This window comes from Candidatus Brachybacter algidus (assembly GCF_016707225.1).
GTDB classification, from domain to species: Bacteria; Bacteroidota; Bacteroidia; order Chitinophagales; family Saprospiraceae; genus Parvibacillus; species Parvibacillus algidus.
Genome location: NZ_JADJID010000003.1, coordinates 992,648 through 1,016,975, shown reverse-complemented (window position 1 = coordinate 1,016,975; position 24,328 = coordinate 992,648). Strand labels below are relative to the sequence as shown.

The window sequence follows — 24,328 nt, the reverse complement described above, 5'->3', positions numbered from 1 at the left end:
TTTAAAAAAAATAATATAAATAATAAAACTCAAATACCCATGAAAGAGAATATTTTAATTGAAAAATCATATAATTTTTCTAAGGAAATAATAATGGTTTACAAAATTCTTACAACTGACAAAAAGGAATATGTCCTAAGCAGACAATTGCTAAAGAGTGGCACTTCTATTGGAGCTCTAATTAGAGAGGGGCAATATGGTCAGTCAAAACCTGATTTCATAAATAAGTTTTCGATTGCTTTAAAGGAGGCAAACGAAACAGAATATTGGTTGATGTTAATGAAAGATACAGACTATGTCTCACCGCAATTATTTGAAAAATTAATTATACCATGTCAGGAATTATTAAAATTACTAACAGCAAGCATCAATACAGCAAAAGCAAACTTAAATAGAAAATAAAATAGCAATCAATGCCGAAATTATCAATATTCTACAAACCCAATTATTCATTATTCATTATTCATTATTCATTCCTTACAATATGAGTACGTGGCCATTATACGAAGTCTTCATCCGAAGTAAAAACGGATTGCAGCACAAGCATGTGGGAAGTCTCCATGCACCAGACGCATCAACTGCAATAGAAAATGCAAGAGATGTATACACGAGGCGAATGGAAGGAAATAGCATTTGGGTGGTGCCGTCCAAAGAAATTGTCGCTTCTGATCCGGAACAAAATGAAGAGTTTTTTGAGCCGGCAGAAAGTAAGATTTATCGACATCCGACATTTTATGATTTGCCGGATGAAGTGAAGCATATGTAGTCTTTAAAGAGCAAAGTATTATAGCAGATAGTAAAATAGTTCTAGAAGATATCTTTTTCTAACTTCTAACTTCTAACTTCTAACTTCTGACTTCTGACCACTGACCACTGACCACTGACCACTGACTCCTGACCGCTGACCACTGACCACTGACCACTAATTTCTAATTTCTAATTTCTAATTTTCTATGATAGCAAATGAAAGTCCTTTGTTTCAATACTTGATCCAATTGGGCGATGATGCATTGATATTGAGTCATCGGCTTTCCGAATGGTGTGGTCATGGACCGGTTCTAGAACAAGATATTGCATTGACCAATATTGCTTTAGATATATTGGGACAATCACGACTTTGGTATCAGTATGCTGCAGAACAAACAAGTGCTGAACTCGATGAAGACAAGTTGGCTTATCTTCGAAGTGATACTGAATACAGAAATGTCATCCTTGTAGAACAACCAAACGGAGATTGGGGGCAGACAGTGGCAAGGCAATTTTTACATGATAATTTTAAATTACTTTTATTTAAAGAACTAGCTAAAAGTAGTCAGCCTGTGGTTGCAGAGATTGCCCACAAATGTCAAATTGAAACTACCTATCATGTAAAATGGGCAAATGAATGGCTCGTCAGATTGGGGGATGGTACAGTAGAAAGTAACAAAAGAGTGCAGCAAGGACTTAATAAAATGTGGCGTTTTCATCTAGAACTAATACAACCAAGCGGAGTTGATCTTGAAATGCATGGACTGGGAATAGCTCCTGACCTCAATGAACTGAAAGGTCAATATGCATTTAATTTGGAGCAAATAATTAAAAGAGCAAACCTCCAAATTCCAAAAAGCCAGAATATCATTACCGGAGGAAAAAAGGGAATCCACAGCGAACATCTTGGTTTTATTCTTGCGGAAATGCAACACCTACAGAGGTCTTATCCCGGTCAAAACTGGTAATTATGCATTCAATAAAGCTCTCTGAAAAGGAATATATTTTAAATCTATTACATGAAGTAAAAGATCCTGAAATTCCTGTGTTAAGCATAGTGGACCTAGGAATTGTGGAAAAAATTGAAATAAAACAGGACAAAATATACATTGGTTTATTACCTACATATAATGGTTGCCCGGCGATGGACATCATCCAATTATTAGTCAGAGAGAAATTATACGATGCTGGTTACAGAGAAATTAAATTGGAATTATTACGTCAACCACATTGGAGCACAGACAGGATAAGTCAGCAAGGCATGGATGCCATCCTGGCTTATGGGATGGCAGCACCTGATATCTCAACCAGAATATCTGAATTAATCGACGGAGTTAGTCATTTGTCTTGTCCTAGATGCGGTTCAAAAAATACTTCCTTAATTTCAGCTTTTGGATCCACTCCCTGCAAGGCGATGATGCGCTGTGATGATTGTAAGGAGCCATTTGAGTACTTTAAATGCAATGGATTTAGGTGATAGGGTGATAGGGTGATAGGGTGAGAAGGTTAAAAGAACGCTCATATTTAAAATTTACCATTCACAATTTATCATCGAACAGCTTTCGCAATTCGCTGGATGGAAACGACCTTTCACGCCTCTCTATACCTGTGAAATTTTGGAATACAAGGAACTGTACTTATAATTCTAGACTTTTAATTACTGATTACTGATTACTGATTACTGATTACTGATTACTGATTACTGATTACTGATTACTGATTACTGACCACTGACCACTGACCACTGACCACTGATCACTGATACTGCACATACATCGGCTTAGGCCACAAGGTCAGCACTTCTTTAGGAGTCAACAGTTTCTTGCCGTATTTTGTATCATTATTATAGAATAATTTGAATCCTGTGTATTGAACAGGTTCTTTTTGAATATAAGCTCTATATGAGTGAAATTTCAGTTCTTTAGCACCCCAGCCATCCATATCCATTACAACTTGAACATAAGGTGTCTTTTTTATTTGATCAGCATTGGACACCATAAGTGATTTGAATCTATGGATGATAAGTACCTTTGGAGGTAAGTTTAATCTTTTGACTTTTTCTTCAAGAAAATCTATTGCAACATTAATATCAGCGGCATCCATTCTTCCCATGATAGTCCCCGGTACCTTTTTAGTATGCATAGCGAATTCAGGATCCAAGCCAAGATGCACTGAAGGCAAGCTTAACAAACTGTCCCAGGGTACAAGTTCTCTTGCTACGCTGCTATGGCCGATCTGCAGATCCAGAAAAGTCAATCCGTCAATTGAATCAGCCATTTTTTTAACTTTAAATACCATATCCTTACTCATGCGCAATCTGTACATCTTATCTCGTCCTGGCAGCCTTTGAGCAGTGGTAACTATCACATGTAAAGCGGGCACTAGGGGAGTTAATGGATCGGCTGCTTCCCAATTTTTCATCTCTTTTTTAAGTTGGGCGATCATTTCTTTCTCAGGCAATTCACCTAAAATACCCATGCGTTTACTGAATAGATTTCCGTAAAAAGCGATGATTCGATTTCGTGGTAAAATGGCACCGGGTAATACTTCAGGCATAGAAGTCCAAGCGCTGTCATATCGATATCTACGCATTAAGGAATCTATTGAAACACCAGAAGGATCTTCGGATTCTCCTTTACTTATTTGTGGCGAGGTATCTTTTCCGGCGACAACTTTTGAATCAGTAATGGTTGACGCATTTGCATTGGCATCATCCATTTTACATTGTGTAAAACTGAAGATTGCAAAAACTAAAGCATAAATCCAGATCTTATTTTTCATTCTGTAAGATCAAAAAATATTCTGAGATCATAAAAAATATTTTAACCAATTATGTTAGGCTGTCCTCTTAAAAGAAATATCATCCTTATTTCCAATATATAATAACAAATATTATCCTAATATTTAACTTCTAATATTTGACTTCTAATTTCTAATTTCTGACTTCTAATTTCTAATTTCAGAATTCTGCCTTCAGATTGAGTACTTACCAAACTTTTCAAGTTCATTTATAACTCCTGAATTTTTAATTAATAAAAAAAGGCAGCTGATTAGGCTGCCCAAATAAGTGTGTATAAAAGCTTAATATAAAATGTGGTACTAATATTCTTGTAACTTGTACAAGGACATTAATTAAATATGGGATTATTTATATTCTATTCAATGAATGTTTAGTTATTTTGATTAATTGCTACTTTTAGACAACACTTTATATTATTAGTCACATATTGGATCAAATTATTTTAGAACTATGAAGAAGAAACGAACTTTACTCATAATCTGATTTAACTCTTTATTACTTTACAAAAGTTTTTTAGTTTATTAATGCATTGGTAATCAATAATATAAATATTTAATAATTTGTAAATAAAATTATTTAAAACAATGTTTGTCATATAGTTAGCTCGGTTCCTAAATTTCTATCAGTATTTTCATTTGCTATTCTCAATCATCGAAGTCTGATTCTAACTTCTAATTTCTAATTTCTGCCTTTGATTGATTAATTGCAATACTTTTAGAGTTTATTCATAACGCCGTAACTTCAGTTACTTTATTAACCTTACTTTTCATGATACTATTGAATCCTAATTGTCTGCCCAATCTTTATACCTTCATCCCCAAGATTGTTTATAGTTTTTATTGAATCAACTGAAGTATTGTATTTTTTTGAAAGATTGTAGAGTGTGTCTCCTTTCTCTATTTGATGATATTGGAAAGCATTGCTATTTTTAGAAGTTGGATTTCCATCAGCGATAGTAACTGTCACTTCTCTTTTAGGTGTATGTGTCACATTCGGTTGAGCTTTTCCTGCTGAGTTATGATCTTCATCCTGCTTTATTGGCTTGCTCGGCTGCTTTGGAAGGATTGTTTTTTTCTCTTTACTCAAAACTGGTTTTTTATGAAATATAGCCCAACCTCTAAGTGCCAACCTTGAACCAATTGCCGGTTCTTCCTTCTTCTTCAAATTATTTTTTCGCAAAAGGTATGACTCCTTAATTGCATATTCCTTGGCAATAGAAGCGATGTCTTCTCCCTTTTTGACATAATGCCACTTTGTTTTTTCCCCTGTATGAGCCTCTTCTTGGAGAAAGAAATATCATGGTTTGTTTGTCGAGTTCAATAGTCTTGGACTTGATGTCTGAATTATAAGCCATTAGACTCTTTAATAGAAACATCATATTGCTCTGCAATTTCTGATAGACTAGAACCATCATTGACCATCAATACTTTGACATCATTTATGGAAGAAAGTTTGTTTATGTTCCGCTGTTTCTTTTGATCAGTTTTATTGTATATCGGAGGTTCCGGATTGGCAGGGTTGACATTGGCAGCGACGTCAAATGACGTCAATACATCGTATTCGTATAATTTATTCTCTTCTATGGATTTTATGAGCATATGAGCATACTTTGGATTAGTAGCGTAACCCGCTTTCTTTAATCCGTAAGCCCATTCTTTATAATCCCTTGGATCTAGTGCGAAAAAGAAACCCATATCTTGAATTCTTAGCAGGATTCCTTAGAAATTCCGAATGCGCGATATAACTTTCTGTAGCATCATTATAAACTCTGAAGCAACTTTTGGTCAAAACACCAACTGTGTCAAAATCATCATCTTCTAATGAGTAGCTTTGACCATTCCAATCTTTACCACACTTGATTCCAAAATGATTATTTGCATTGACAGATAGTTCACTTTTTCCTGCACCGGATTCGAGGATGCCTTGAGCAAGTTTTATGCTGGCAGGGATACCTGTTCTCTCCATTTCCTTCACTGCTATGTCCCTGTAGGTAAGGATATAGTTAGCTACATCTTGTTTGTATTGACCGATGGAACTGCCAGTGAGCGACAGCATAATAGCTAGACTAAAAAATATTTTTCTGAATATGTTATGTCTCATGTACAAATAATAAAGCATTTTAAAAACTCAAAAACCAGTATTAAAATTATTCCAACCTCTTTTTATTGGTTGAAAAAATTAAATAAAAGTAGAAATGCAAAACGAGCACAAACATATATAAAATAAATTTAATATGACAGAAATTAACATAACATTTATGTAAAAAATTACTTTATTTGAGTATAATTGTAACTTTTCGAATAGAAAACGTCTTAACATAACTCACCTTATTACTAACTATAAAAAAGAATTTAACATGAGTAACTTAATGGAAATACTCCAAAGCCAATTAGGTGGCGCCTTGATCCCTGAGCTAAGCAAGCAGGTGAATGCACCTGAAGATCAAACATCAGCTGCTACCAATGGCATTCTGTCAACTCTGATCGGAGCGTTGTCAAAAAATGCATCCACACCGGAAGGCGCGGCTTCATTGAATAATGCCCTTGAGCAGGACCATGATGGCGGAATACTTGACAATATTATGGGTTTGTTAGGTGGTGATGATGGAGGAAACCAAAAGGCTAGTAATGGTGCAGGAATCATTGGACATATCTTTGGAGATAAAGTAGGTGGAGTGGTAGAAGGCCTTAGCAAAAGTACTGGTATGGATACAAGCTCCATTGGTATGATGCTCATTAAACTAGCTCCTGTGGTTATGGGTGCTTTAGGTAAAGTTAAATCTCAACAAGGTCTGGATCAAAACGGACTAAGCGATTTACTACAAGGTACAGTTTCTGACAATTCAGATCAAAATCCTTTACTAGCTATGGCAGGTAGATTTTTGGATAAGGATGGAGACGGATCAGTTATGGATGATCTTGGAAATATGGGTATGGGCCTTTTGGGCGGTCTTTTTAAAAAATAAAAAGTACTTATATCGAAGGGCCGGTAGGATTACAGCAATCATTGTAGTAATTTTACCGGCTCTTTTATTTTATAACCAATCTCCTCAATAAATAATGGTCTTTGCTGAAATCGTATTACCACTTCCGATCAAAGACACATTTACGTTCTCTGTTCCGGACGAATTTATTGATAAAATAGAAATAGGTCACAGAGTAGAAGTTCAGTTTGGTCCCAGAAAAAAATATGCCGGTATTGTATTTTCATTGCATAAAAATGCCCCTGATAATTACAAAACGAAGCCTATCGTCCGAATGCTGGATGAAGCCCCAATTATCCGACCTAAACAGCTGGAACTATGGGTCAAAGTAGCTGATTATTATGCCTCGACACTGGGAGAAGTAATGAATGCAGCACTTCCCGCAGGTATTAAGTTAAATTCCGAAACTACTTATCTCGGACACGAGGATCTTAACAACTTTATACACGAGCTCACCGGAGATGAACAGCTTCTTGCCTCAGCGGTGCTATATCAAAAGGAGATCAAACACAGCGATCTTGAAAATATCCTGAGTAAAAAAAATATCTATCCTGTCATTAGTTCCCTTTTGGCAAAGGGCTTCATCGAACTTAAAGAAGAATTAAAATATACCTATAAAGCTAAAACTGAAAGGATCATTATTCCTAACTTCGATAAAAGCAATGAATCTCTTTCGTCGGTGCTTGAACAGGTTAAAAAGGCCGCCAAGCAGGCACAAGTTGTCATGTATTGTATTCAGCATTTACATTCCGGAGAAAAAATCAGAGCCAAAGCACTCGAAACTGCATTCCCGGGAAGCAATGCTGCCATCAATTCACTTCGAAAAAAAGGAATCATCACTGTAGAAAATCAAGTGATATCCAGATATGACGCTGATAATGATCTTGATCTGAAAGACATTGAATTATCAGCAATTCAAAGTAGAGCAAAGGCTGAAATTGAAAATCACCTAAAAGAAAAGGATATTGCCTTGCTTCACGGTATCACAGGCTCAGGCAAAACGCTGATCTATCTTAAACTCATGGAAGAAGCCATGTCAAAAGGTCATCAGGTGTTATTTCTGGTTCCTGAGATAGCGCTGACTACACAGTTAGTCCAGCGCATGGCTGCTTATTTTGGAAATGAAGTGAGCGTTTACCATTCGTCGATTGGTAGTAATCATAAGATAGATCTATGGCATGAAATAAAGAATGGCAAACCATTGGTCATAGGAGCAAGATCGAGTGTTTTCCTTCCTTTCAAAGACTTGAAACTCATCATCATCGATGAAGAACATGACTATTCATATAAACAGAATGAACCCACACCTAAATATCATGCTCGTGAAACTGCAATGTTTTTGGCTCAATTACATCAGGCAAAAGTCATTCTTGGATCTGCGACACCATCCTTTGAAAGTTATTACAACGCACTTCATGGAAAATATGGCTTAGTCAATTTATTGGAGCGTTATGGCAATGCAGTACTTCCACATGTCGAACTAATCAACAGAAACACTATTGAACATTCTAAAAATAAGGGAAGCCATTTCTCTCCGGTTCTGGTGAATGAAATGTTAGACCAATTAAAAAGGAGTAAACAAAGTATAGTATTTATCAACAGGCGCGGGTACAGCTCGATGTTAGTTTGCACCATGTGTGAATGGACTAAACGTTGCAAGAACTGTGACGTTGCCATGACATACCATAAGTATAACAATAGTTTTCTGTGTCATTACTGCGGCTGGCATAAGGAGGCGGACCCTGCATGTCCCGAATGTGGCAATGTGGATTTGAGTCATAAAGGCCTTGGAACTCAGCAGATAGAGGAGGAGTTAGTGGTATTATTTCCAGAGGCGACCATCGCTCGAATGGATTTCGATACAGTGCGCGGAAAGGCAGCTATGTCGGATATGATCCATCGACTGGAAACAGGTAAAATAGATATTCTGATAGGTACACAGATGGTCAGTAAAGGACTAGACTTTGAGAATATTGGATTAGTAGCCATAGTGAGTGCAGATCAATTAGCCAGATTTCCTGATTTTAGATCGCATGAGAGAGCCTTCCAGCTCATGGTTCAGGTAAGTGGACGATCCGGTAGATCGGAAGAGCAAGGAAAGGTATTTATACAATATGGAAGCATAAGACAAAGCTTGTTGGAAGATGTAACAAAGGCTGATTATGTCGGATTTTATACAAAAGAATTAGCAGAAAGAAAAGGCTTTATCTATCCTCCATTTTGCAGATTAATCAAAGTCGTCATTGGTCATAGAGACCCTCAAAAGGCTGCCGCAGCTATGGAGCAATTTGCCGCTATTATGAAGCAGCATTGGGGGGCAAGGGTCGTAGGTCCGGCTCCTGGATTGATACCGCGTATAAACAATCAGTACTTATTCGAATTAATGTTGAAGATCGAACGCAAAAATGAAATATTGTCAAAGATCAAGTCGGATGTCCGCGATCTTGCATTATTGATCAAAAGTCAATCAGATTATAAGGGCATCAGCTGTGTGGTAGATGTGGACCCGTATTAATGAGTAATGAGTAATGGGTAATGAGTAATCAGAGCGGGCATTTTCTCTTGATCCTAAGTACAGGCTATTTTTGAGCATTCCAAATCAATCCAATAATAAACGGAATTATGATGAGGAGCAGCTGTCCCTCTTTGGAGAGGGCCAAGGGAGTGGACTTTAATAATGAAGAATGAAGAATGAAAAATGAAGAATAAACGAGCCGGCATTTTCTCTTGATTCTAAGTACAGGCTATTTTTGAGCATTTCAGATCAATCCAATAATAAACGAAATTATGATGAGGGAGCTGCTGTCCCTCTTGGAGAGGGCCAAGGGAGTGGACTTTAATAATGAAGAATGAAAATGAAAAATGAAGAAAAAACGAGCCGGCATTTTCTCTTGATCCTAAGTACAGGCTATTTTTGAGCATTTCAGATCAATCCAATAATAAACGAAAGTATGATGAGGAGCAGTTGTCCCTCTTTGGAGAGGGCCGAGGGAGTGGACTTTAATAATGAAGAATGAAAAATGAAAAACGAAGAATAAACGAGCCGGCATTTTCTCTTGATTCTAAGTACAGGCTATTTTTGAGCATTTCAGATCAATCCAATAATAAACGGAATTATGATGAGGAGCAGTTGTCCCTCTTTGGATAGGGCCGAGGGAGTGGACTTTTGTAATGAATAACGAGTAATGAATAATGAATAATGAATAATGCGAGCGGGCATTTTCTCTTGATCCTAAGTGCAGGCTATTTCCAAACATTTCAGATCAATCCAATAATAAACGAAATTATGATGAGGAGCAGCTGTCCCTCTTTGGAGAGGGCCAAGGGAGTGGACTTTTGTAATGAATAACGAGTAATGAATAATGAATAATGCGAGCGGGCATTTTCTCTTGATCTTAACTTCAGGCTATTTTTGAGCATTTCAGATCAAACCAATAATAAACGGAATTATGATGAGGAGCAGCTGTCCCTCTTTGGAGAGGGCCAAGGGAGTGGACTTTTTTAATGAATAACGAGTAATGAACAATGAATAATGCGAGCGTGCATTTTCTCTTGATCCTAAGTATAGGCTATTTTTGATCGTTTAGAAGCAATTTAAAAAACAAAAAAGCTCTTTCAGCATGTTGAATTACTGAAAGAGCTTTTGGTACTAAGCCATAAAGTGTGTAAGTTATAAAAATGAATAAATTTATAACGAAAAACAAAAAAGCAAATGGATTCAAAAGATTTTATCAGTGATGAGATTTTAAAGCAATTTAAGACAGGAGATGAATTGATGAGTTTTCTAACATCGATTCAAAAACGAGGGATAGAAAAGATACTAGAGGGCGAAATGGATAGCCACCTTGGATATGAAAAGCACGATAAAACCGGTGCACCAAACTCAAGAAATGGGTTTAGTAATAAGAAGATTAAAACTAGTTTTGGAGAGGATAGTATTCAGGTGCCAAGAGATAGGGATGGTAGCTTTTCGCCGATGCTTGTTCCCAAGCGAAAGGGAATGGCTGAAGGTATAGAAAACATCATTATTTCATTGTATTCAAGGGGCATGAGTAATAGCGATATAGAAAACCAGATCAGGGATCTATACAATGTAGAAGTATCAACTTCAACGATTTCAAGAATAACAAATGCCATAACAGAGGATATTGTAGCATGGCAAAATAGACCGCTGGAAGATGTTTATTTGATTGTCTGGTTAGATGGAATTGTATTTAAGGTAAGAGAACAATCCAAGGTAATAAACAAGACGATTTATATAGCGATCGGCCTGAGGCAAGATGGTATAAAGGAAGTGTTGGGTTTGTGGCTAGGGAGGAAAGAGAGCTCCAGCTTTTGGATGAGTGTATTGACAGACATGAAAGCACGTGGTGTAAATGATATACTCATAACAGCTACAGACAATTTAAATGGTTTTACGGAAACAATCAAAACGGTTTTCCCACAATCAAACACTCAAATATGCATTGTCCATCAGATCAGAAATGCATGCAAATTTGTGTCATATAAAGACCGAAAGCCATTTACAGCTGATATGAAGAAAATATATGGAGCGCCAACGAAACAATCAGCAGAGGCAGCATTTAAGGACTTTGCAATGACTTGGGAAGATAAGTATCCGTATTCAGTACAATCATGGAGGACTAACTGGGATGAATTGACAACGTTTTTTGGCTTCCCTGTGGAGATCAGGAAGATCATGTATACAACTAATTTAATAGAGAATCTGAATGGAAAAATTAGAAAATATACAAAAAACAAGCTTTCTTTTCCAACTGATGAATCTGTTATGAAATCGGTCTATCTAGCAGTCCAGGAAGCCACAAGGAAATGGTCAATGCCTATTCATAACTGGGGCGTAATAACAAATCAATTTATTATTATCTTTGGAGCGAGATTAACCAAATATATGAAAGCTTAGGGGAGCCCAAAAAAACAACTTACACACTTTGTGGGACAGTGTCGAGCTTTTTTTAATAAACTCAAAAAGAAGGTTAAAATCCCCTACCTTCTCGAATATAATGTATTTAAGAAAGTTCTGATTCCTAGTTCACCGAATATTTTTTTACTTTCAAGCATATATCCACCTGAGAGATAATACTCAGAGTTCTTGTGCATATCCTTGATGAAAAATAATCCAAGTTCAGCGCCAACAAAGTAATCAAAATTCGCCTTCCTTTCGGCGATCAAATTTTCAGGATCAGCTTTTTTAGTGCCAAAATTATAGACCAGTCCACCCTTTGCCAACAAAGTATATGCATTAGAATTGGTCTTGGCGCATTTCTGTCCATTCGATCTCCATTTACCTAAACCGACCTCCAGCCTTCCGAAAGGATTTACGAAAATAGTTTTGTCAATTTTTTCTGCATCAAAATCAGCTGTTGCATTAACACCGGCAGAAATCTTTGTCATAAAAAAATGAGTTCCTATGGCATAGCCAAAGTCCAACCCCAGACCTTCCTGACTCAAGGCGTTTTCAATGTCTCGTGAAGTAAGATATACACTCGGTGCATCTATCATAGATCTTATTTGGGCATGTGTTGAGAATGCCATTAAAGAGCAAAAAATTAATGTTAAAAGTTTCATGATAAAAGAATTTAAAAGATTGACTAATTTTCCTCGGATTCTTCCTCTCCAACTTCGGCAGGAATACCTTTTTTCGATATAAATATAGAATAAAAAATCGAACCGGAAATACAAACAAGAATTACACCAAGTGAAATAAATACTTGTTCATTTTTAGTCAATATCATATTTATCCAATGTTCAGCCAGCATCTTGGCTCCGATAAAAACAAGAACGATAGCAATACCTTGCTGCAAATAATCGAATTTGGTCACCGCTCCTCTGAGCAGAAAGAAAAGAGATCTCAAACCCAGGACCGCAAAGATATTTGATGTATAAATGACTAGTTTGGCCACATCCTCATTTCCAGGTGAATTATCCACGATACCCATTACAGCAGGAATAGAATCCATAGCGAAAACAATGTCTATAATGGCAAGCATAATTACTACGAAGAAGAGAGTGGTATAATATTTTTTGCCGTTTTCAATCACTGTATATTTGCCCTCGCCATCGTGCGGCACCATGGGTATGAACTTTTTAATGATCTTGTAAATTTTTGAATCCTGCGGGTCATATGCCTCTTCATCATCTGAAGTGAACATTTTAATTCCAGTGACCAAAAGAAAAACTCCAAAAATATAAAGTACCCAGTGGAATTTTGCTACGAGGGCAACACCTACTGAAATAAAAATTATTCTAAAAACGATGGCCATTATGATACCCGCAAGTAAGACCCTTCCAAAATATTTCTCTTTGACACCAAAGGAAGAAAATATAAGAATAAATACGAATATGTTATCAATGCTCAGACTCCATTCCATAAGATAAGCACTTAGATATTCAAGTGCAGGTTTCTGACCTTCGGCTGACCACATGTAGACAAAGAATGCTAGAGCGAGACCTACCCAAAAGAATGTCTGATACAATGCATTTTTAATAGTAACTTTTTTATTTTTCTTGCTCATGAGACCCAGATCGAATGTCAAAGCCAAAACTAAAACTGCCCCAAAGACAGTATATGTTATGGTTTCCGTTGTCATAAGGAGAATCGTAGTAATAAAATCCATTTATATAATATGTTTATTATTTGCATTGCTTTAGTGCCGCTAATCAAAGGTAACAAAACTAAATAAATGTGGTTTTAAAGCTTTTTTCAGGTGTGTATAACAAATCGCACAAAAAGTTATATTTTTTGATAAATAATTTATAAAAAGATGGATGCGAATAAAGTAGTTGATTTTTATTTGGCAGATTCCTCCTTTCAGTCGGAATGACAGAATCTTTGTTCTGAGGGGGTATAAAATGGGGTGGCGCAGCCACCCCATTTTATACCCCCTCATCCCATCGACATAATGTCATTCCGAGCGAAGCGAGGAATCTATATGCTCTTAGTCATTTCTTTTTCGTCTTCGTGCAATTTGTTATACACACTTTTTTAGTAAAGAAATTTTCAGAATATTTCGAATAGCTTAGCTCCGAATTAAATTAAAATTATTGCGATTTATACTGCAAATCAGTAAATAGAAATATTTTTAGGTAATAATTTAAGAAAACACTTTTTTTAATTAAAAATTTGCACATTTGCAAAGGATATTATGTAGTCATGCCAGGAAAAAACTTACAAAAGAAGGATATTATTTTTGAAAACGAATTGTTACCGCATATTAATGCATTAACAACTTTTGCTTTTCATTTAACATATAATGAAGAAGATGCTCGTGATCTAGTTCAGGACACTTTTCTAAAGTCATACAAGTCAATTGATAGTTATACCGAAGGAACTAATTCTAAGGCATGGTTGTTTAAAATCTTGAAAAACGCTTACATTAATGAGTACAGGAAGAAGAGTAAGCGTCCGACTGAGGTTGATTTTGAGGATTTCCTCGCATATTTGGAAAAGGATGACTTGACCAATGCAGGAGCTCAAGATTTTAGAATGGATATGTATCAGAATTTGATTGGTGATGAAGTCACCATAGCAATAAATTCTCTACCTGTCGATTTTAAGACTGTAATTTTACTTTGCGATATTGAAGGATTCACATACGAAGAGATTTCTAAAATTACCGATATTCCAATTGGAACCGTAAGGTCCAGACTTCACCGAGGAAGGCGTATGTTAAGAGAAAAACTTAAAAAATATGCCACTAAGCTCGGTTACAAAGATACCAAAGAGAAAGCAGGGGAAGCAAACAATCCTCAACAATCATAATCCTTTTTATTAAATTTACTTTGTCATGCAACACAAAATAGACCAAAATTTAAATCATCTTGGCTCAAAAGGGGAACAAAAGAAAATAACTGAGAATAAAATTCAATCACCGGCTGAATTCAAGTTGCCTCAAAGTCATTTCAAAGATTACCTAAAAAGTAAGGTTCACAGACCTCATGTGACTCCTGAGTTTATCCAGAACATCAAGAACTTTATCACGAAGGACTAATTCCTTTTTCTTTTCCCCATATTAAGTAAGGGAGGAAGGATTTGAGTATCTTTGCGCTTTATTTAAAAAAATACTGTCCAAATGCTCGATAAGCTCAGTGCTATTGAAGATAAGTTTCATGTGCTAGAAGAACAACTTTCCGATCCTGGTATTACTTCGGACCTTTCCAGATTTAAAAAAGTCAATAAGGAATATAAGGATCTGACGGTGATCATGAAGGAATTTCAGGTCTATAAAAACGTGCTTTCTAGTATTGACACTGCCCGTGAGATGATGGCCGATCCCGATCCCGAACTGCAGGAAATGGGTAAATCAGAGATCTATGCGTTGGAAGATAAAAGAGAGGAACTCGAAGCCCAACTTAAAGTCCTCCTAATTCCAACAGATCCGGAAGATTCCAAAGATGTATTATTCGAGATCCGCTCAGGTACCGGTGGTGATGAAGCTTCAATTTTTGTAGGCGACCTGTATCGCATGTACACCAGGTATTTCGACCTTCAAGGTTGGAAACATGAAACCATTGAAGCTAACGATGGTGATTCAGGTGGATACAGCAAACTGATCATGGAAGTTAGTGGGGAAGATGTTTATGGCAAACTAAAATTTGAATCAGGCGGGCACCGTGTTCAAAGAGTTCCCAAAACTGAATCTCAAGGTCGTGTCCATACTTCCGCAGCTACTGTGGCGGTCATCCCCAAACTCGAAGAAGAAGACGTCGATATCAAAAAGTCTGACCTTAAGGTAGATACCTTTCGCGCCAGCGGTGCCGGTGGACAGCACGTAAATAAGACGGAATCCGGTGTGCGATTTACCCACTTACCCACAGGTTTAATTACTGAAAGTACAGAAGCCAGATCACAGATCAAGAACAGGGATATTGCTCTGCAAAGACTCTATCAATTGATTCTGGAGAAGAACAGGAATGAAGTGCAAAGCACCATGTCTGCTCAACGAAAGTCAATGGTGGGTAGTGGTGACAGAAGTGATAAAGTCCGAACATACAATTTTCCACAAAACCGACTGACAGATCACAGGATCAATCTTACCCTTTATAACCTGGATTCCGTCATAGAAGGCAATATCGGTGACATCATCGAGGCCTTGAGAGTCTATGAGAATACGGAGAAATTGAAGGAGATAGAGACGATTTAGACACTAGACGCTAGATTTTGATGAGTTTCAGGGTTGTATTGGCCTTTTCACCAGTTATCTGTATGAGGTATATGCCAGCGTTCATATGACTTAGATCTATCTCGGAGGGATTTCTTTCTTTATTACTGACAATAAGTCTTCCATCAATACTGTATATTCTAATATTGTAGGTTTCATTCAGAGGAATACCTGAAAGAGAGACTTTTCCTGTGGTGGGATTGGGAAAGCACTTTATCACGGAAGGTTCTGGAAGTATAACATCATGATCTCCAAGCGTAAACTGATAACAACTGTCCGTTCCGAAACATCCCTCACTATTGACGCGGAATACCCATACCTCGTTTTTACCCCCTATGGGTGCGATCGAACCCAGTACCGTCAGGTCGCCATTGTCCTCTTCGATGAGGTCATTGATATAATGGAAATAATCTTCCTGATTATATGACGGATGTCGGTAAGTATGTGTCCAGATCGTATCACCGTTGTTGGCATATTTGGTGATGAATCCATATAAGTTGTTAGCCTGATCAACTCTGGAAGAAACTTGACCATAAACAAAAAAATAGTCGCCTTTGCCAGCTTCAATTTCTGATATATAAATATCATGCTTCCGGTCCATCCTAATTACATGTTCTTTCATTTTTTACCATTTTTATCCAACCAGATAAAGGTAGGTGGATAAGGATGCAGGTCAAAGAACTCAGGATCGAAAAATTTATTTACTTTGTAGGTAAGGAAAATATTGGAGTCTGAAAGTTCTGTCATCTAGACAGGGTCATCATTGTCATTGACACCTCGCAATGTATCTGATTTCCAAATTTCCTGACCTGAAGTGTCAATCTTTATTACTCTGACACTTGAATTGAAATCATTCGTATATGTCACATTATAACTTCCCAAAATATAATTCCCATTCCTGCTGTCAAGGTCCCACAAAGTTGCGTACTTTAGATTATTGTCATAAACTTTATTCCATTTGATTGTACCATCTGGTTTTATATTAAATATCCCAAACTTCCTTATATTGCCTGTTTCAAAAATATATGTCGCAAATACATTTCGCCCAAGGGATATACTTGAAAGTGGAAAATTAAAATCGCCTGCTGTATGTATTTCTTTTTTCCAGTTGTAAGTAAAATCATTATTTAACCGAGCAAATTGCAAATCATTGGAAAAATTCCTATCCTTTGCATAAAGATACATTTCATTGTCTACGATAGTCATGGCCGATAACGAAAAAACAAAATCTACATAATGGTAATAAGTTTCTGTATTAAGATCAGTGACTATCAGCGTAGATGAATCGCTTGGATAAACTACAGGTATAACATATTTGCCATTGAAATATTCTATATTCTTAAAATTGGGGTTGCCAAAGGGAAAAGGTATTATTTTATTGACATAATGCTGTGCGTATGTCATCTGAGGAATGAGGAAAATCAGAAATATTAAACATTTATTCATAATTAAGGCCTAATAAATTACTATTGCTTGACCACCTTTAGCGTATAGGTGATCTTTTTATCCGATATCTGTATGACATATACACCACTGTCGAGATGACCAAGGTCTATGTTTGACGGGTTTCTCTCCTTATAGCTGTCCATAAGCCAGCCACCTATGCTGTATATATGGATAGTGTAGGTGCCTGAGACCGCCAGGCCAGTGAGTGTCACTATTCCGTTAGTAGGATTGGGATAACAACTTATTTCTATAGCATCTGGCAGTATAACATCATGATCTGCTAGCGTAAACTGATCACAACTGTCGGTTCCGAAACATCCTTCACTATTGACACGGAAAACCCATACTTCGTTTTTGCCCCCTATGGGTGCGATGGACCCAAGTACCGTGAGGTCGCCATTGTCTTCTTCGATGAGGTCATTGATATAATGGAAATAATCTTCCTGATTATATGACGGATGTCGGTAAGTATGCGACCAGATGGTATCTCCGTTATTGGCATATTTGGTTATGAATCCATATAAGTTGGTAGTCTGATCAACTCTAGAAGAAACTTGACCATAAACAAAAAAATAGTCGCCTTTACCTGCATCCATTTCAGATATGAGAATATCATGTTTTAGATCAATTTTTAGAATAGTTTCTTTTGTTTTCTTTCCGTATTTATCTAGCCAAATAAATGAAGGTGGGTAAGGTTTATAGTTAACAAACTCTGGATCCAGAAATACGTTTTTTTCATAAATAAAAAAAATATTCAAATCTGAAAGTTCTACCAATGAAATTCGTGAGTTAATATTAAAAACATCAGGGATTATATCTGATTTCCATATTTCATTTCCTAAAGAATCAATTTTTAAAACTCTAGCCTTTGCGCCAATTTCTCCAATATAACCTACGGAATAGGGACACAATAAATGCTTTGATTTAGATATAAGTATTTTCCATAAAATGGATTTTTTTATATTATTGTCAAATGCTTTGTTCCAGATAATACTTCCATATTTAGTGGCAGCAAAAATTCCGAATTTGCTATATTCTCCGTCATCATAATTATAAGACCCATAAATATTTTGTCCGGAATCAATAGTACTACTTGAAGAGGGGAAATTGAAATTGCCGGAAGTGGATACTTTGCACAGTTCCTCAGTTTCAAAATTTGCATTAAGCATAAGAAGTTTTAAGTCTTTACTTAAATGTCTACTTTTACCATACAGGATTTTTTCATCTTCAAATAGTGTTAAAGGTCGGTATGAAAAAGAAAATGAATCAAAACTATAAAATTGATATTGATCAAGGCTTTTGTCTAATGTGATGATAGTCGATTTATTATCTCCAAAAATACCAGAAATCCAATATTGATTGTCAACTTCAAAAATATTAAAAGCGTTTATATTCCAAAATGCTGTAGGTACTATTTTATTTACATAATGCTGTGAATATGTCATCTGAGGAATGAGGAAAATCAGAAATATTAAACATTTATTCATAATTAAGGCCTAATAAATTACTATTGCTTGACTACCTTTAGCGTATAGGTGATCTTTTTATCCGATATCTGTATTACATATACACCACTGTCGAGATGACCAAGGTCTATGTTTGACGGGTTTCTCTCCTTATAGCTGTCCATAAGCCAGCCACCTATGCTGTATATTTGGATATTGTATGTAACTGAGACCGCAGGCCGGTGAGTGTCACTATTCCTTTAGTTGGATTGGGATAACAACTTATTTCTATAGCATCTGGCTTTATAACATCATGATCTCCAAGCGTAAACTGATAACAACTGTCCGTTCCGAAACATCCCTCACTATTGACTCTGAAAACCCATACTTCGTTTTTACCTCCTATGGGTGCGATCGAACCCAATACCGTCAGGTCGCCATTGTCCTCTTCGATGAGGTCATTGATATAATGGAAATAATCTTCCTGATTATATGACGGATGTCGGTAAGTATGTGTCCAGATGGTATCACCATTGTTGGCATATTTGGTGATGAATCCATAAAAATCGTTAAAATGGTCATCATTATAAATAGTTAATTGTCCATAAACGTAAAAATAGTCCCCCTTTCCTGATTTTAATTCAGAAATATAAACCTCATTGTCATGGTCTATTTTTAAAACAAGCTCCTTCACTTTTTTACCATTTTTATCCAGCCAGATATAGGTAGGCGGATAAGGGTGCAGGTTAAAAAACTCCGGATCAAAGAACTTATTTACTTTGTAGGTAAGGAAAATATTGGAGTCTGAAAGTTCTGTCATCCAGACAGCAGCACCACCGCTCTCCACATTCATTAAAGTATCTGATTTCCAAACTTCTATTCCCATTGTATCTACTTTCAAAACCCTTGCGAAAGTGCCAAAAATACCCTCGTATGCTATGGAATAACTTGTTAGAATGTGGTGGTTAAGTGAATAATTAATATCCCACGGATATATATATTTAGACTGTGTTTCAAAAGATCTTGTCCATTGTGTTTGCCCATCCAAACTGATTTTGTTCAAACCAAACTTATAAACATTATTCTGCAAATAGAAAAACGAGTTGTATAAAAAACTTCCATTATTTATACTTGAGGTAGGGAAATTGTAATCACCAAGTGTTTCAATGTTCTTTTTGCTGATTATCTCATATTTATTATTGAAATTGAGTATTTCAAGACCTTTACCTAAAAACCTGTTTTTTGAAAATGCAAATATTTTATTATCAATAATATTAAAAGGCGCTCTTGAAAAAACCGTGGAGTCATAAATGTAATGTTGGGAGGTGCTGAGATCTTGGCTGATGTCAAAAATGCACGATTGGTTATTTCCAAAAATACCCTGCACTACATATTGGCCATTGAATAAATAAATATTTGTTGCGTTTATATTCCCAAATGTCGTAGGTATTATTTTATTGACATAATGCTGTGAATATGTCATCTGAGGAATGAGGAAAAACAGAAATATTAAATACTTTTTCATAATTCTGGATTTGAAGAATGGATCATAAAACTAACTTCATTTAAAGCTATTTTTCTCTGAAATTGCCTTTCTCTCCATAACCATCTATGATCTTCCTTTTATATTTCCCAAACATTCAGGATTTCTAACTCAAATAATATAAATTGTTTATGATCAAACGGTATAGATGAAAGTGATAGAAACAATATGAAACAGAAATCAAGATCCAAATACTACCCTCTAGAATCTAGTAACTAGTGTCTAGTATCTGTCTTACTTCCTACTTCCAAACAATCTCAATAAATAAATAAACAAATTTATAAAGTCAAGATAAAGTGCCAATGCTCCAAGTATAGCACCTTTCTTACGCTGTTCTTCTGTCTCTAATAAGGCATATCCTTTGATCTTCTGAGTATCATAAGCAATTAATCCTACAAATACTGCGACTCCTACATAGGATATGATCCAGTACAACATCTCACTCTGCATGAAGAAGTTCACGACAGAGGCGACGATAACTCCTATCAAGCCGAAGAGCATAATCTGTCCAAAACCGGTTAAGTCCTGCTTAGTGTAATATCCAACGGCGCTCATGATACCAAATGTTCCTGCTGTGATGCCGAAAACACCCATTAAGGATGCCGGAGTATACATTAGTAGCAATACTGCGAAAGTAAGTCCATTCAATGCGGCATACAAGAAGAAGATAGTTGTCGCCATATTGACATTCATCTTTTGAAGGCGCATAGTTAAAAATCCTACTAAGAATAATTGTCCGATCAATAGTCCAAAGAATAAGAATCTACTTGACAACAGCATTGATAGAATTGCCTCACTCTGAGAAACATATCCAGCCACAACGGCAGTAACTGATAATGCCAAAAACATCCATCCGTAAACTTTACTGATATATCTGGCGACATAAGCTTTCTTTTCCTCTTCACCGTAAAAAGGAAGGGCTTCTGAGTATTGATCGAAGTTGGTACTTCTTTGATTGATTTCCATGCTTTTAAATTTTTTATATTAAAGTGATAAAGTTATAAAATAGTTCTTAAAAATGTAATATTTGGATACAGAACTAATTATTTTCGACTCAAGTTACGTCAGTTAAGACAGAATGTTAGATGGCTGATGTTAGATGTTAGATGGACTTTAGTTATTAAATCATAATTTATCTTTTAAATTAGAAAATTTGACTACAGAAAATAGAGTTATCGATTAAATCTTTCGGAGATGACAGCTTCCTTGATACCATTGGCATAATTGTAAAAACCTTCTCCTGATTTCACGCCATTCTTACCGGCAGTGACCATATTGACCAATAATGGACAAGGGGCATATTTAGGATTTCCAAATCCGGATTGCAATACCTGAAGAATGGCCAGGCAAACATCCAAACCTATAAAATCAGCTAGTTGAAGTGGCCCCATCGGATGAGCCATACCAAGTTTCATGACAGTGTCTATCTCTCCTACGCCAGCCACGCCTTCATACAAGGAATAAATAGCTTCGTTGATCATCGGCATCAATATTCTGTTTGCAATAAATCCCGGATAGTCATTGACTTCCACGGGTGATTTACCTAATTTTCTTGACAAGTCCATGATCGTAGTAGTAGTTTCATCCGAAGTCGCATATCCACGGATCACTTCCACGAGTTTCATGACAGGAACAGGATTCATAAAGTGCATGCCAATGATCTTATCAGGACGGCGCGAAGCAGAAGCGATCTTTGTGATGGAAATCGAACTGGTATTTGACGCGAGAATAGCGTGAGCAGGAAGGATCTGATCAGCTTCCATAAAGATCTTTAATTTAATATCCATACGTTCGCTTGCTGCCTCTACCATCATATCGGCATCAGCACCTGAATCAGCAAGTGAGGTCGAAATAGATATATTTGCGAGGGTAGCTTGTTTGGTTTCTTCATTGATGGCTTCCTTCTTTACCATCCTGTCAAGATTGGATGCGATGGTGTTTTTGGCTTTTTCGAGAGCCTCCATAGATATATCGATCATGGTGACCTTGAACCCGTTTTGAGCAAATACATGTGTAATGCCATTGCCCATAGTTCCTGCACCTATTACTACAATCTTTTTCATTAATTCAGATATTTATTGAGCTGCGAAACTAATAAAATGATTTAAACAAACATGACAATTTGACGTTTTTAAAGGTTTTGGAAGCCATATTGCATTACCAACAACTAAGTAAAACAAATATAAATAATGGAAGAAAATAATATAAATAACGAAGAGTTGAGCGACAAAGATCTTCAAGATAATCTTGACGAGGCTTTTGATTCTCACAAGGAACAAGATCAAGGTGACCCAATAGATGAAATAACTGCACTTAAAAACAAGGTTAGTGAGCTAGAAGATAAGAATCTACGTTTGTTTGCTGAATTTGAAAATTTCAGAAAGCGCACACAAAAAGAAAGGTATGACCTATTGAAAACAGCGTCACAGGACACATTGTCAGCATTGCTTCCTGTTTTGGACGATTTTGACAGGGCGAAGAAGATCGCTGATGCACTTCCAGAAATGGACGCTTTCACAGAAGGTGTTTTGTTGGTCTATAATAAACTCTATAGTATTGTTAAAAGCAAAGGTCTCGTAGAGTTGGAGTCGAATGGTAAGCCTTTCGATGCTGATCTTTATGAAGCAATAACAAATATACCGGCGCCAACAGAAGCTTTGAAGGGTGCTGTAGTTGATACAATTGAAAAAGGTTACTTGTTGAACGACAAATTAATTAGACACGCTAAAGTAGTAGTAGGCATATAATGTCTATCATTGTGCCCAATTTAAATCACTATTGAACCACCCCGATAATTTTTAAAAAATATACGATGTCCAAACGTGACTATTACGAGATACTTGGAGTGTCCAAGAGTGTAGAAGAGGGAGAGCTGAAAAAGGCGTACCGGAAGGTGGCAATGCAATATCACCCTGATAGAAATCCGGGAGATAAAGATTCTGAAGAGAAGTTTAAGGAGGCTGCAGAAGCATATGAAATATTAAGTAACGGGGACAAGCGGGCCCGATATGATAGAATGGGGCATGCAGGTGTAGATCCAAACTATGGCGGTGGCGGCGGATTTGGTGGACAAGGCATGAGCATGGATGATATCTATGCTAATTTCGGAAATATTTTTGAAGACTCACCTTTTGGTTCATTTTTTGGAGGCGGCGGTGGCGGTCAGAGAAGAAGTCAGGGTGGCGGGCAGAGAGGTTCTAATCTTAGGATAAAGATCAAAATGACCCTTGAAGAAGTCCACTCCGGTGTAAAGAAAAAGATCCGAGTCAATAAACAGGTTAGTTGTCAGACTTGTGGTGGCTCAGGTGCTAAAGATAAGTCATCTGTTAAAACGTGTGGCACTTGTCATGGTGCAGGAGCTGTACGCGAGGTAAGAAATACATTTCTCGGTCAGATGCAGACTACTTCGACTTGTCCTAGCTGCAATGGTGCAGGAAAGACAGTAACTGCAAACTGTACCAATTGTAAAGGAGATGGAAGAGTTCAAGCTGAAGAGACGATAGAGTTTGAAATACCGGCAGGTGTTTCTGATGGCATGCAATTGTCTATGTCAGGGAAAGGTAATGCAGGACAAAGGGGCGGACCATCAGGAGATCTAATTATTACTATAGAAGAATTGGCTCATGAGGTTTTAGAGCGCGATGGCAATAATTTATTATTTGATCTGAATATTAATCTTGCGGATGCGGCTGTAGGAGCTTCTATCGAGGTACCTACTATTGATGGAAAGGCAAGGATCAAAGTACCACCAGGTACCCAATCAGGTAAAATATTCAGACTGAGAGGAAAAGGACTTCCAGGATTGCAGAGTTATGGAAAGGGCGATCAGTTAATACAAGTTAATGTATGGACGCCACAGAAATTATCTGATGAAGAAAAGCAATTACTTGAGAAATTGAGAACAATGCCCAATTTCAATCCGGATCCTAATAAGCAGGAGAAAGGATTTTTTCAGAGGATGAAGGAGATGTTTAATGATTAAGAGAATATTAGGTTTTAATTCAATTTTGGAGTCTTTTTATTAAAAAATAATAAATATATATAGCTATTAGATTATGTATACTTACTTTTTTTTCTTTGCAAAAAAAGTAACAAAAAAACTCAAGGCTAGACACCCCGCCTTCGGCACCCCTCTACCAGAGCTAGAGTTTATACACATCTTTTTTGTTTATTTCAAAGTAAACT

At 36.6% G+C, this 24,328-nt stretch carries 26 protein-coding genes; 12 read left to right on the top strand and 14 right to left on the bottom strand.

Annotation, left to right across the window (positions count from 1 at the left end; translation table 11 throughout):
• Positions 1–39 precede the first annotated feature (39 nt).
• The 4 genes from IPI15_RS14175 (at position 40) to paaD (ending at position 2,224) form a co-directional block, all read left to right on the top strand.
• A complete protein-coding gene (locus tag IPI15_RS14175) occupies positions 40–402 on the top strand; it encodes a four helix bundle protein (RefSeq protein ID WP_287405636.1) in 363 nt (120 codons plus the stop codon).
• Between the two features lie 82 nt (positions 403–484).
• Entirely contained in the window at positions 485–766 is a 282-nt protein-coding gene (paaB, locus tag IPI15_RS14170) for a 1,2-phenylacetyl-CoA epoxidase subunit PaaB (protein ID WP_287405637.1), read from the top strand.
• A 187-nt stretch (positions 767–953) separates the two neighbouring features.
• Entirely contained in the window at positions 954–1,715 is a 762-nt protein-coding gene (gene paaC, locus IPI15_RS14165) for a 1,2-phenylacetyl-CoA epoxidase subunit PaaC (protein WP_287420800.1), read from the top strand.
• A 2-nt stretch (positions 1,716–1,717) separates the two neighbouring features.
• A complete protein-coding gene (gene paaD / locus IPI15_RS14160; RefSeq protein WP_287420799.1) occupies positions 1,718–2,224 on the top strand; it encodes a 1,2-phenylacetyl-CoA epoxidase subunit PaaD in 507 nt (168 codons plus the stop codon).
• A gap of 278 nt (positions 2,225–2,502) precedes the next feature.
• On the opposite strand, the gene IPI15_RS14155 is transcribed toward paaD, so the two are convergent.
• From IPI15_RS14155 to IPI15_RS14135, 4 genes are all read right to left on the bottom strand, one after another.
• Positions 2,503–3,528, bottom strand: a complete 1,026-nt coding sequence (locus IPI15_RS14155; RefSeq protein ID WP_287420797.1) for a hypothetical protein — start codon at positions 3,526–3,528, stop codon at positions 2,503–2,505.
• 793 nt (positions 3,529–4,321) lie between these two features.
• On the bottom strand, positions 4,322–4,711 hold the full coding sequence (locus IPI15_RS19870) for a LysM peptidoglycan-binding domain-containing protein (RefSeq protein ID WP_502711648.1): 390 nt from the start codon (positions 4,709–4,711) through the stop codon (positions 4,322–4,324).
• A 179-nt stretch (positions 4,712–4,890) separates the two neighbouring features.
• Positions 4,891–5,241 (bottom strand): glucosaminidase domain-containing protein, encoded by a 351-nt coding sequence (locus IPI15_RS14140; RefSeq protein ID WP_287420795.1) that lies wholly within the window; start codon positions 5,239–5,241, stop codon positions 4,891–4,893.
• Positions 5,204–5,647 (bottom strand): glycoside hydrolase family 73 protein, encoded by a 444-nt coding sequence (locus IPI15_RS14135; RefSeq protein WP_287420794.1) that lies wholly within the window; start codon positions 5,645–5,647, stop codon positions 5,204–5,206. The genes IPI15_RS14140 and IPI15_RS14135 overlap by 38 nt, the downstream gene beginning before the upstream one ends.
• A 256-nt stretch (positions 5,648–5,903) precedes the next feature.
• Between IPI15_RS14135 and IPI15_RS14130 the strand changes: the two genes are divergently transcribed.
• The 3 genes from IPI15_RS14130 (at position 5,904) to IPI15_RS14120 (ending at position 11,451) form a co-directional block, all read left to right on the top strand.
• Positions 5,904–6,512, top strand: a complete 609-nt coding sequence (locus IPI15_RS14130) for a DUF937 domain-containing protein (RefSeq protein ID WP_287405643.1) — start codon at positions 5,904–5,906, stop codon at positions 6,510–6,512.
• A 94-nt stretch (positions 6,513–6,606) separates the two neighbouring features.
• Complete coding sequence (gene priA / locus IPI15_RS14125) at positions 6,607–9,045, top strand: replication restart helicase PriA (protein WP_287420792.1); 2,439 nt, start codon at positions 6,607–6,609, stop codon at positions 9,043–9,045.
• Positions 9,046–10,242: 1,197 nt separating this feature from the next.
• On the top strand, positions 10,243–11,451 hold the full coding sequence (locus IPI15_RS14120) for an IS256 family transposase (RefSeq protein ID WP_287420790.1): 1,209 nt from the start codon (positions 10,243–10,245) through the stop codon (positions 11,449–11,451).
• 83 nt (positions 11,452–11,534) lie between these two features.
• Here IPI15_RS14120 and IPI15_RS14115 read toward each other — a convergent pair whose 3' ends face one another.
• Positions 11,535–12,116 (bottom strand): hypothetical protein, encoded by a 582-nt coding sequence (locus tag IPI15_RS14115; RefSeq protein ID WP_287420788.1) that lies wholly within the window; start codon positions 12,114–12,116, stop codon positions 11,535–11,537.
• A 23-nt stretch (positions 12,117–12,139) separates the two neighbouring features.
• Complete coding sequence (locus IPI15_RS14110; protein ID WP_287420786.1) at positions 12,140–13,165, bottom strand: TerC/Alx family metal homeostasis membrane protein; 1,026 nt, start codon at positions 13,163–13,165, stop codon at positions 12,140–12,142.
• Positions 13,166–13,701: 536 nt separating this feature from the next.
• Here IPI15_RS14110 and IPI15_RS14105 point away from each other — a divergent pair.
• The 3 genes from IPI15_RS14105 to prfA all read left to right on the top strand — a co-directional run bounded on the left by IPI15_RS14105 (position 13,702) and on the right by prfA (position 15,691).
• Positions 13,702–14,310: a sigma-70 family RNA polymerase sigma factor gene (locus IPI15_RS14105; protein WP_287403079.1), complete on the top strand. Its 609-nt coding sequence runs from the start codon at positions 13,702–13,704 to the stop codon at positions 14,308–14,310.
• A gap of 25 nt (positions 14,311–14,335) precedes the next feature.
• The gene (locus IPI15_RS14100; protein ID WP_287420784.1) at positions 14,336–14,539 is read left to right on the top strand and encodes a hypothetical protein; all 204 of its coding nucleotides are present in this window, start codon (positions 14,336–14,338) and stop codon (positions 14,537–14,539) included.
• Between the two features lie 81 nt (positions 14,540–14,620).
• Positions 14,621–15,691 carry a peptide chain release factor 1 gene (gene prfA, locus IPI15_RS14095; protein ID WP_287403083.1) on the top strand — a complete coding sequence of 357 codons (1,071 nt, stop codon included), beginning with the start codon at positions 14,621–14,623 and terminating at the stop codon, positions 15,689–15,691.
• A gap of 10 nt (positions 15,692–15,701) precedes the next feature.
• Here the strand turns inward: prfA and IPI15_RS14090 are convergent, their stop codons facing one another.
• The 8 genes from IPI15_RS14090 to IPI15_RS14060 all read right to left on the bottom strand — a co-directional run bounded on the left by IPI15_RS14090 (position 15,702) and on the right by IPI15_RS14060 (position 22,206).
• Entirely contained in the window at positions 15,702–16,331 is a 630-nt protein-coding gene (locus tag IPI15_RS14090) for a T9SS type A sorting domain-containing protein (RefSeq protein ID WP_287420782.1), read from the bottom strand.
• Complete coding sequence (locus IPI15_RS14085) at positions 16,328–16,456, bottom strand: hypothetical protein (protein ID WP_287420780.1); 129 nt, start codon at positions 16,454–16,456, stop codon at positions 16,328–16,330. Before IPI15_RS14085 ends, IPI15_RS14090 begins: the two co-directional genes overlap by 4 nt.
• Positions 16,457–17,155 carry a hypothetical protein gene (locus IPI15_RS14080; RefSeq protein WP_287403087.1) on the bottom strand — a complete coding sequence of 233 codons (699 nt, stop codon included), beginning with the start codon at positions 17,153–17,155 and terminating at the stop codon, positions 16,457–16,459. It abuts the gene before it with no gap.
• Positions 17,156–17,175: 20 nt separating this feature from the next.
• A complete protein-coding gene (locus IPI15_RS14075; protein WP_287403088.1) occupies positions 17,176–18,642 on the bottom strand; it encodes a T9SS type A sorting domain-containing protein in 1,467 nt (488 codons plus the stop codon).
• A 20-nt stretch (positions 18,643–18,662) separates the two neighbouring features.
• The gene (locus tag IPI15_RS19865) at positions 18,663–18,785 is read right to left on the bottom strand and encodes a T9SS type A sorting domain-containing protein (protein ID WP_353845299.1); all 123 of its coding nucleotides are present in this window, start codon (positions 18,783–18,785) and stop codon (positions 18,663–18,665) included.
• 11 nt (positions 18,786–18,796) lie between these two features.
• Positions 18,797–20,125: a hypothetical protein gene (locus IPI15_RS14070; protein WP_287420778.1), complete on the bottom strand. Its 1,329-nt coding sequence runs from the start codon at positions 20,123–20,125 to the stop codon at positions 18,797–18,799.
• Between the two features lie 252 nt (positions 20,126–20,377).
• Positions 20,378–21,109 (bottom strand): Bax inhibitor-1/YccA family protein, encoded by a 732-nt coding sequence (locus tag IPI15_RS14065; protein WP_287403093.1) that lies wholly within the window; start codon positions 21,107–21,109, stop codon positions 20,378–20,380.
• A gap of 206 nt (positions 21,110–21,315) precedes the next feature.
• A complete protein-coding gene (locus tag IPI15_RS14060) occupies positions 21,316–22,206 on the bottom strand; it encodes a 3-hydroxyacyl-CoA dehydrogenase family protein (protein ID WP_287403095.1) in 891 nt (296 codons plus the stop codon).
• Positions 22,207–22,332: 126 nt separating this feature from the next.
• Here IPI15_RS14060 and IPI15_RS14055 point away from each other — a divergent pair, with 126 nt between their 5' ends.
• Together IPI15_RS14055 and dnaJ are read left to right on the top strand one after the other, a co-directional pair.
• Positions 22,333–22,890 carry a nucleotide exchange factor GrpE gene (locus IPI15_RS14055; protein ID WP_287420776.1) on the top strand — a complete coding sequence of 186 codons (558 nt, stop codon included), beginning with the start codon at positions 22,333–22,335 and terminating at the stop codon, positions 22,888–22,890.
• A gap of 65 nt (positions 22,891–22,955) precedes the next feature.
• Positions 22,956–24,125: a molecular chaperone DnaJ gene (gene dnaJ / locus IPI15_RS14050; protein WP_287403098.1), complete on the top strand. Its 1,170-nt coding sequence runs from the start codon at positions 22,956–22,958 to the stop codon at positions 24,123–24,125.
• The last annotated feature ends 203 nt before the right edge of the window (positions 24,126–24,328 follow it).